8 protein-coding genes are annotated in these 8334 nt (G+C 61.2%); 5 read left to right on the plus strand and 3 right to left on the minus strand.

The window, feature by feature from the left end; all coding sequences use genetic code 11:
* Nucleotides 1-185: 185 nt before the first annotated feature.
* A complete protein-coding gene (locus WCB02_RS35500) occupies nucleotides 186-722 on the minus strand; it encodes a hypothetical protein (protein WP_423966098.1) in 537 nt (178 codons plus the stop codon).
* Nucleotides 723-1173: 451 nt separating this feature from the next.
* Here WCB02_RS35500 and WCB02_RS35505 point away from each other — a divergent pair, with 451 nt between their 5' ends.
* A complete protein-coding gene (locus WCB02_RS35505) occupies nucleotides 1174-1881 on the plus strand; it encodes an SDR family NAD(P)-dependent oxidoreductase (RefSeq protein WP_423966100.1) in 708 nt (235 codons plus the stop codon).
* Nucleotides 1875-2375 (plus strand): RidA family protein, encoded by a 501-nt coding sequence (locus WCB02_RS35510; protein WP_423966102.1) that lies wholly within the window; start codon nucleotides 1875-1877, stop codon nucleotides 2373-2375. The genes WCB02_RS35505 and WCB02_RS35510 overlap by 7 nt, the downstream gene beginning before the upstream one ends.
* A gap of 117 nt (nucleotides 2376-2492) precedes the next feature.
* On the opposite strand, the gene WCB02_RS35515 is transcribed toward WCB02_RS35510, so the two are convergent.
* Both WCB02_RS35515 and WCB02_RS35520 read right to left on the minus strand, forming a co-directional pair.
* Nucleotides 2493-2855, minus strand: coding sequence for a response regulator transcription factor (locus tag WCB02_RS35515; RefSeq protein ID WP_423966105.1), 363 nt, complete (start codon nucleotides 2853-2855; stop codon nucleotides 2493-2495).
* Between the two features lie 112 nt (nucleotides 2856-2967).
* Nucleotides 2968-3606 (minus strand): response regulator transcription factor, encoded by a 639-nt coding sequence (locus tag WCB02_RS35520; RefSeq protein ID WP_423966108.1) that lies wholly within the window; start codon nucleotides 3604-3606, stop codon nucleotides 2968-2970.
* A 926-nt stretch (nucleotides 3607-4532) separates the two neighbouring features.
* On the opposite strand from WCB02_RS35520, the gene WCB02_RS35525 reads away from it, so the two are divergent.
* The 3 genes from WCB02_RS35525 to WCB02_RS35535 all read left to right on the plus strand — a co-directional run.
* Complete coding sequence (locus tag WCB02_RS35525) at nucleotides 4533-5168, plus strand: sensor histidine kinase (protein ID WP_423966110.1); 636 nt, start codon at nucleotides 4533-4535, stop codon at nucleotides 5166-5168.
* Between the two features lie 94 nt (nucleotides 5169-5262).
* Nucleotides 5263-5412, plus strand: coding sequence for a hypothetical protein (locus WCB02_RS35530; RefSeq protein WP_423966112.1), 150 nt, complete (start codon nucleotides 5263-5265; stop codon nucleotides 5410-5412).
* A 599-nt stretch (nucleotides 5413-6011) separates the two neighbouring features.
* Nucleotides 6012-8334, plus strand: a 2323-nt coding sequence (locus WCB02_RS35535; RefSeq protein ID WP_423966114.1) for a PAS domain-containing protein, incomplete at its 3' end; no start/stop codon positions are given.

The raw sequence follows: 8334 nt of genomic DNA on the forward strand, positions 1-8334 counted from the left end.
ACTCAGAGACGATCGATGCCCGTCCTGGAACACAGCGCGGTTCGCCACGAGTAGTAGCGGACGAGACCACACCTGTCAGCACAAACCGCGAATCGTGCGGCTCTGCCAGATCCGCGACTTTCGGAACAGATGAGCATCGTCGTCTCCTCCTGGTGCTATCGTCGCTGTTCGCCGATCATGCTGTTTCACGGTCGCACGTCCTGAGCTCGTCGGGTCTTCCGATCGGGATTGGCCTTTGGAATTTGATCGGGATCGTGTCCATCGCCGGCGCTCATTTCAAGTGGTCGCTGTTCCATCGACTGCAAATCCCTATTCGCGGGCGCAGCATGCGAGTTGCCCTCATTGCGGAAGTCGTTTGCCATCTCGAGACAGGTCAGCAATTCGACGTAGCTCGCGAAGCCGCCGACGGTTGTCTCGACAGTACAGCTGCTCTTGTCCGCACCAACGAACTGCGCCCACTCTCCCTGAAGCTTCCGGCGGGCATCGGTTTCATCCTTCGAGCAGCGATCGAAGCCCTCGGTCGATTCACCTTCAAAACGGCACTCTCTGACAATATTGAACGCCGGCAGTGTGTCAGAAACGACAATCGGCGAAAGCATTGCCATCATCGCAATTGATACAGGAAAAAACATGCCAACCTCCTCGCTACGAACCCGGTCACCACGCGATCCTGCAGCTTCTCGAGATCGCCGGCCATCCATCCTTGAGAACAGCTCGGTCATATCAACGTATGAGAGCGGCGACCGCTCAATCGCCGTACCAATGAACCATTACTGACACTGAATTGGGCCAGCCTGCTCGCATGAACAGAACGGCGCGAGTACCCGGTGCGGCTTTCAGTGCAATTCGATTCGGAGCGCCCGTCACCGAGATCAAAACGTAACAGCGGCATGACGGGCCTTCCCTGTTCGAGCAACCGTAACGCCGCGCCCGGCATCGCTCCATTCAACGCGGGTTTCGTTCGGCCCATCCGTTACAAGGCGTCCGCGGACGACCCCAGGGGCTGCGCGCGAAACGCACCCGTCGCGGCCTCCACTCATACATTGATATGATCTGCTGCATCCGAAGGAAGAATGGCGAAACGAGCGACGCCGCCGCAAGCTTGGTTTTACGATCAAATTTTCGAACTGGAGAAAGCTGATGAGCCTGGCAACGGCAAACCTGCAGAAGACGATGATCGTCACGGGCGCCTCACAAGGGATTGGAGCCGGCGTGGTGACGGCCTTTCTGGATCGCGGGTACAAGGTCGTGGCGAATTCCCGCAATATCACCCGTTCTGGCGCGTTCGAGGTATCGGACAGGCTTGCGCTGGTTGACGGAGACATCGCCGAAGCTGCGACCGCGGCAGAGATCGTCGAAACCGCCGGGGACAGATTCGGAACGATCGACGCCCTGGTCAACAACGCCGGCATTTTCTTCGCAAAACGCTTCACCGATTACACGATCGACGACCTGCGCTCGCTGGTTGCCGTCAACATCGAGGGATTTCTCTTCATCAGCCAGCTCGCGATCAAACAGATGGTGGCGCAGAAGACAGGTGGCAGCATCATCAACATCTCATCGACGATGGTTGATCATCCGATCGCCGGAGCGAACGCGGCAGTGGCGATGATCACCAAGGGCGGGATCGAGGCGGTCACGCGAAGCCTTGCCATGGAATATGTCAAACAGGGCATCCGCGTGAACGCGGTGGCGCCGGGCGTTGTCGATACGCCGATGCACCACGATGACCCGAAGGAACTTCTAAGGATGCTGCAACCGATGGGCGGCATTTCGAGCGTGAAAGACATCGTGGATGCGATCGTGTATCTGACGGAAGCCGGCCAGGTCACCGGGGAGGTGCTGCACGTCGACGGCGGTGCGCATGTCGGCAAATGGTGACCCCCGAAGCCTGGCGCCCGGACAGCGCTGAACGACGCTTGACGCAACTCGGCATCAAGCTTCCGTCGCCTCCTCAGCCGTTCGGTATTTATGCCGAGGCGGTGCAGTCGGGAAATCTGCTGTTTCTGAGCGGGATGCTTCCCACCGAGGGCCGCGAGCCGAAATTTATCGGACGCATCGGTGCCGAGCTCGATGCGGAAGCCGGACAACAGGCAGCTCATCTCGCGGCGCTCAACGCGTTGGCTGTCGCCAGGCAGCATTTGGGGTCGCTCGACAAGGTCAGGCGGATCGTCCGGCTTGGCGTGTCGGTGGCTACGTCGGGAGATATCCGCAATCAGCCTAAAGTCGCCGACGGCGCCTCTGCGTTGCTGCAGGACGTCTTCGGACCGGACAAGAACCCGTCACGATTGATCGCCGGCGTCGCAAGCCTTCCGCTCGGCGCCCCGGTCGCGCTGGAGGTCATTTTCGAAGTGGCGACAAGCGAGGCTCCGTGATGCCATCCCGATCTTCGAACCGGCAAATTTCCCTCCCTCGGTCGGCCCTTGCTGGCCGACCTCTCCGGGCTTGCTTGCTCCGAATGGCATGCTGCTGATCTGGCGTGGGCACGTGCGTCAAAGAGCCTTTTCGAGGCAGTCGATCAAGGCGTCGGTTTCGAACGGCTTTCTGAGCAGACAGGCCGCGCCGGCGGCAGCCGCTTTGGCTTCCAGGCCGGGCTCTGGACGGCCGGTGATCAGGATAACCGGCAATGCCGAGCCCTGGGCCTTGAGCTGACGTATCAGATCAATCCCGCTCATGCCGGGCATGTGAAGGTCGGTGATCACCCCGTCGGATGATGCTTCCCCGTCACCTGCGACGAATTCCTCCACCGACGCAAAGCCCCGAGTGTCGTATCCCAGCGAACGAAGCGATCCAACGAGCGCTAGGCGGAAGGACTCGTCATCATCGATGACCGAAATTGCGAGCGTTCTTGACACGCATCATCCCTTGCCCCGGTTGCGGTAAAGCCCGAAATAACAATCATCTCATGCGAGAGGGCGCCAAGAAAACTATACGAGGGTGCTATGCGACTTTTCATCACCCCGTTTTTCAGCTTTTGGATCTCATCACTTCGGCCATACGAACGAGATCCGCCAGGGTTCGCGCTCCCATCTTGCGCATCGCGGCGCCCCGATGAATTTTCACGGTGATCTCGCTGATCCCCAGATCACCGGCCACCTGCTTGTTCATCTTGCCCGCCGTGACCAACTGCACGACCTGCAGTTCGCGGGGCGAGAGTGTGGCGAAGCGTTGCTGCACCTGCGAAAAGTTGCCCTCGACTCCCCGCCGTTGCCGATCGCGCGCGATGGCGGCCATCACGGCATCAAGCATGTCCTGATCGTGAAATGGCTTGGACAGAAAATCCACTGCGCCCCGCCTCATCGCGCGTACTGACATGGGAATATCGCCATAGCCGGTCATCATCACAACCGGCAGCCGAATGCCCATCTCGGTAAGTTGCGCCTGAAAATCCAGGCCGTTCATGTCCGGCAAGCGGATGTCGATAACGATGCAGCTCGGTCGATCTTCAGCGCCTGCGGCCAGAAATTCGCGGGCAGTCCCATAGGTGTGGGTCTCGAGTCCCATCGAATCGAACAGGCTCTCCAAGGCCTCACGCATCGACGCATCATCGTCCACGACGTGGACAATTGGCCGTTCGCTTGGCCTCTCACTCGTCTGGGCCAGCATCGTGCCACCACCTCTTGGCGATCCCCGACCGAACCTAGCATCGTGAAGCTCGCGATGAAGCTAAACCAAGGTATGAGTCGACTTTCCACTGACCCAGCCCGAATGACGGCAGACGACGCGCCCCCGACCTGCGCATCGGATAAACGCGGCGTTTTTGCGCGTTTCCGCCGCGCGGTTCGACCGCGCCAGTCAATGCCGTATCCGTCAGTCCGCGCCGCGCCGTTTGGCTCGAACCGGCGCGGATCTTGCTGCGGTCGGCTCCGCGGCCGCATAGCCTTTGCGCAAGCCAGTCATCGTAGCACCAAATGATGTCACAGCTCCTGTTGCGGCCGGCCGCAGGGGCCGCGATCTCATCGCTCGCATGCGTTGTCGATCGACCATTGGTCGAGCCATGAGCTTCGCGAAACTGTCGGCTCATCCGGATCGGCGCACGCGCCATCCAGCGAACGTGATGTCCCGCCGCCGATGCGATTTGCGTTCTCGAGCCGGCAATCAGCGGGGCGCCAAGACTCTTAGAGACCCTCTTTTGCATCTCATCTCCCTGATGGGCTTCTTGCGAGCAATCGGAGCGGTCTCGCGCAGCGCGCATCATCGATCATCCGGGGGACTCAACCGATCACCCAGGCCAGTCGCGTCGCACCGGATGCGTATCCGAAGCGTCTGCGGATTACGCGCACAATCCGGGAATGTCCCGGCCACTCATTGAGGCCACGCACATTGCAGCAAGAGCAAACAAATTTGCGCAGCCCCGAAGATCTCGTGCAGCGCGGAAAAGAGCTAAAACCATGAGTGCGGGCCGCCAGTCAAGCGCTCCGCGCCGCCTCCGGCCCAAACAGAGCGAGTGAACCGATATGAGGGTTGAGATCGTAGAACGCATCGACGCCGGATGCCCGTCCCATTCGAGTGATCATCTCCTGGTTCGCGAGATGGCACACCGGATCAACAACGAACTCGCATCGGTCATCGGTCGGGCCTCGCTGATCGCTGCGCGATCGAGCAGCGACGACGTCAAGACGGCCTTGGCTGCCGTCACGCGTATCCTGCACCACTGCGCAGACGTTCACCGCGCCCTCGAAATGCCCGCGCACAGCTCGATGATCGATGCATCGAGCTATATCCGCACGCTCTGCCAATCGATCAAGCGGGCCCGGCTGGACGACAAGGGTATCGAGCTCGTTCTGGTCGTACGCCCCGTTCAAATGCGATCGGAGAACTGCTGGAGACTCGGCATGATCGTCTCGGAGCTGATCACGAATTCCGTGCGCCATGCCTTCGACGGCCCCGGCGGAACAATTCGGGTCGAATTGTCCGCCTCCGGGCCGTATGTACAATGTTGCGTGATGGACAACGGGTCAGGACGCAACTGCGGTACACCGGGCCAGGGCTTGAAAATCGTTAAGGCTCTGGCAAGGGAACTCAACGGCCAGATCGTTCACCGGTTTGCAGCCGACGGCGCGCTTTCGATGCTGATGTTTCCACTTGGCGGCGAAGCTCCACAGCCAGAGTGGGCTTCCTGGGTCGACGACGAACAATGGGGCGGCCGCAAATTCGTAGCCTCCTGAAGCAGGACGGCCGCGCCCGGAACGACCGAAAGGGCACTCGTCGTCGTGGTTTCCCGAGGCGCGGCGCAGCTTGCGCCGATGAAATCGACCTGTGATGCCGGCATTTGCTGCGCAACGTCATTTCAGCACAGGCGAGAGCGACTTTGTCGGAGAGATCTACCGCGACGATTTCGATCGCCCGGCTGGTCTCGCCCCTGAGACGCGTTGCCTGACCGTCGCGGCGTTCACGGCCGCCCGCCAATAGCGACCCCCGAGTCTCGGACGCTCACGCACCAGCGACTGGATGGCAGCCGGCAGCGTGCGCGCGGCACGTCCGCAGCCGGTCCGGGACGCTCTCGTATGGTCTGCGGCTGCAGTGGATGCAGCAAAACCGCCTGACGCCGCGATCGAGACCATGCCGACGGGGCTCAATGCCTGGTCCTTTCACCGGAGGCATCGGATCGCAGAATTTCTGGCGATATCGGAAAATGCCGCGTGGCGTTCCGCACCGGCCGAGTTGGGCCCGTCGCAATGCGCATTCTACCGCGCTATCGCGTTCCTGCCGTTTCGCAGCCGACGCGGCGTCGCGGGGACAGCAGCCCCTTCGGGAACGCGGAAAAATCGGAAACGAAAGGCGAAGCGCCCGCGCGGAACAGCTGTCCTGTGCAAATTGATCGGCATTGCTCGGGTCGGACAGTTGCCGAGGCTGCGGGTCCGACGTATTAAACCGCAAGTTCCAGTTGAGGAACCAACAGCAGGAGCTCGACGCTTGTAGCGGTGCCCGGCCCGATACAGGTTTTCCTTCCAGATCCGATGCCAGGCGTCTCTTGTTCCGGGCAAACGCAACTCGGCAGAGGAAATAGCATGACGACGCCCGCTTCCCGGTGGCGGCTCAAGTCGCCGGTGATCCTGAATTACGGAATCGCGGCCGTATCGGCGGCGGCAGCAGTTGCCGTGAACCTCGCGGGCGAGCGGTTGGGGGATATCGACTCGTCGGTCTCGTTTCTTCTGTGCGCGATCATGTTCGTGGCGTGGGCCTGCGGCCCCGGCCCGGCCCTGCTCGCAAGCGCGATCACCCTTTTGGCATTCGAATATTTCCTTCTGCAGCCGGCCTACTCATTCGCACTTGAGCTCAAGGAAATTCCACCGCTCGTCCTCTTTGCCGCAGCGGCGCTCTTTGTGGTCTGGTTGAGCGCGGCGCAGCGCCGGTCACAGGCCTCGCTCCGGCGCGCCCGCGATGAGCTGCGGGACGCGGTTCAAAAACTGCAAGAACTCAACGAAACCCTGCGCGTCGGGAATGGCGAGCGGCGGCAGGCGGAGGAACGCGCCCGCCTGGCCGAGCAGGAATTACAGGCGACCATCGATACGGTGCCCGTACTGATGCTTCGCCACCGCGCCGACGGCGTCATCGATTTTGTCAATCAAATCGGGCGCAGCTACAGCGGCCTCATATCGACCAATTGGACAAGCCCCACCAACGCCGCGGCGCATCCCGACGATGTTCCACGGCTTGAAGCGGCATGGAATGCCGCATTGGCGACAGGTGAACCGTTCGAGACGGAACAGCGGCTCCGACGAGCCGACGGCGAGTACCGATGGTTCGTGACGCGGCGTGTGCCGCTGCGCAATCGCGACGGAGAGGTCATCGCCTGGTACGGGGCGGCTCACGACATTGAAGACCGCAAGCGTGCCGAGGACGCATTGCGCACAAGCGAGGCAGAGTTGGCCGCGGCCAAGCGTGAACTTCAGCTGATGATCGATTCAATTCCTGTCATGGTGTCCACCTTTGAGCCGGACGGCACCCGCAGCTACGTCAATCAGCAGTGGCAGAATTACACCGGTCATCATCATCTTGAGGCGACGGGCAAAGGACTGAATACATCCGTCTATTATCATCCCGACGACGTCGAGCGCTTCGATGACGCATGGCGCGTTGCACTGGCAACGGGCGAGACGATGTCCGTGGACGTCCGCACCCGCAGGGCCGACGGCGCGTATCGATGGTATACCATGCGACGCGCGCCACGACGCGACGAGAATGGAGAAATCGTCAAATGGTATTCTGTCGGTATCGACATCGAGGAGCAGAAGGTCGCCGAGACCGCGGTACGGCGCAGTGAAGCCCGGCTCGCCAATGCCGAACGGGAGCTTCGGCTCACGCTCGACTCCATCCCGACCTTGGTCTGGCGGGCCCGCACCGACGGCTCCGCGGAATTTCTCAACAAACGGTGGCTCGACTATACGGGCTTTTCGCTGCAGCAGGCCCTGGGCTGGGAATGGGCGGCTGCGATTCACCCTGATGACCGCGGTTACCTGCAAGACGCCTGGCTGGAGATGCTGACGTCGGGGGAGGCCGACGAGGTCGAGGCCCGCATCCGCCGTTTCGATGGATCCTACCGCTGGTTTCTTTTCCGTACCGAGGCACTGCGCGATGCGGCCGGAACCGTCGTCGGTTGGTACGGCACGAATACCGATATCGAGGATCGAAAGCAGGCGGAAAGCGCCCTGCAGCGCAGCGAAGCCTATTCAGCCGAGGCGCAAAAGCTCAGCCAAACCGGCAGCCTCGCTTGGGACATGGTCGGTGACACGCACTTCTGGTCCGACCAGACTTATCAAATCATGGGATTCGACCGCAGCGTGACGCCCTCGCTCGACCTCATCGCTCAGCGGGTTCATCCCGACGATCGCCCGCATTTGCTGCATGAAGCTCATCGCGCCGAACACGGCGCTCAGCAATTCGACTATGAGCAGCGCCTGTTGATGCCGGATGGACAGATCAAGTATCTTCATGTTCGCGCGCGCCGCGTGAGATATAACTCCGGCAAGGAGGAAATCGTCGGCGCCCTGATGGATATCACTGCAGCCAAGAAGTCACAGGAAGCATTGGGCTCAGCGCAGGCTGCTCTTGCTCACGCCAGCCGGGTGTCGACGCTCGGAGAAATCAGCGCGACGATCGCGCATGAGGTCAATCAGCCGCTTGCCGCCATTGTCGCCAATGGCCAGGCTTGCCTGCGCTTCCTCCGCCGCGAAACACCAGATCTGGACGATGTGCGCGGTGCCGTGGAATGGATCGTCAAGGATGGCAACAGGGCCGGTGAGATCATCCGTCGCGTGCGCGCACTCCTGAAAAAAGTCGACTCGGAGAGGCTGCCGCTCGACATCAACGACGTTATTCACGAGGTCGCCG

It is taken from the genome of Bradyrhizobium sp., from assembly GCF_049581145.1.
Taxonomy (GTDB): domain Bacteria; phylum Pseudomonadota; class Alphaproteobacteria; order Rhizobiales; family Xanthobacteraceae; genus Bradyrhizobium.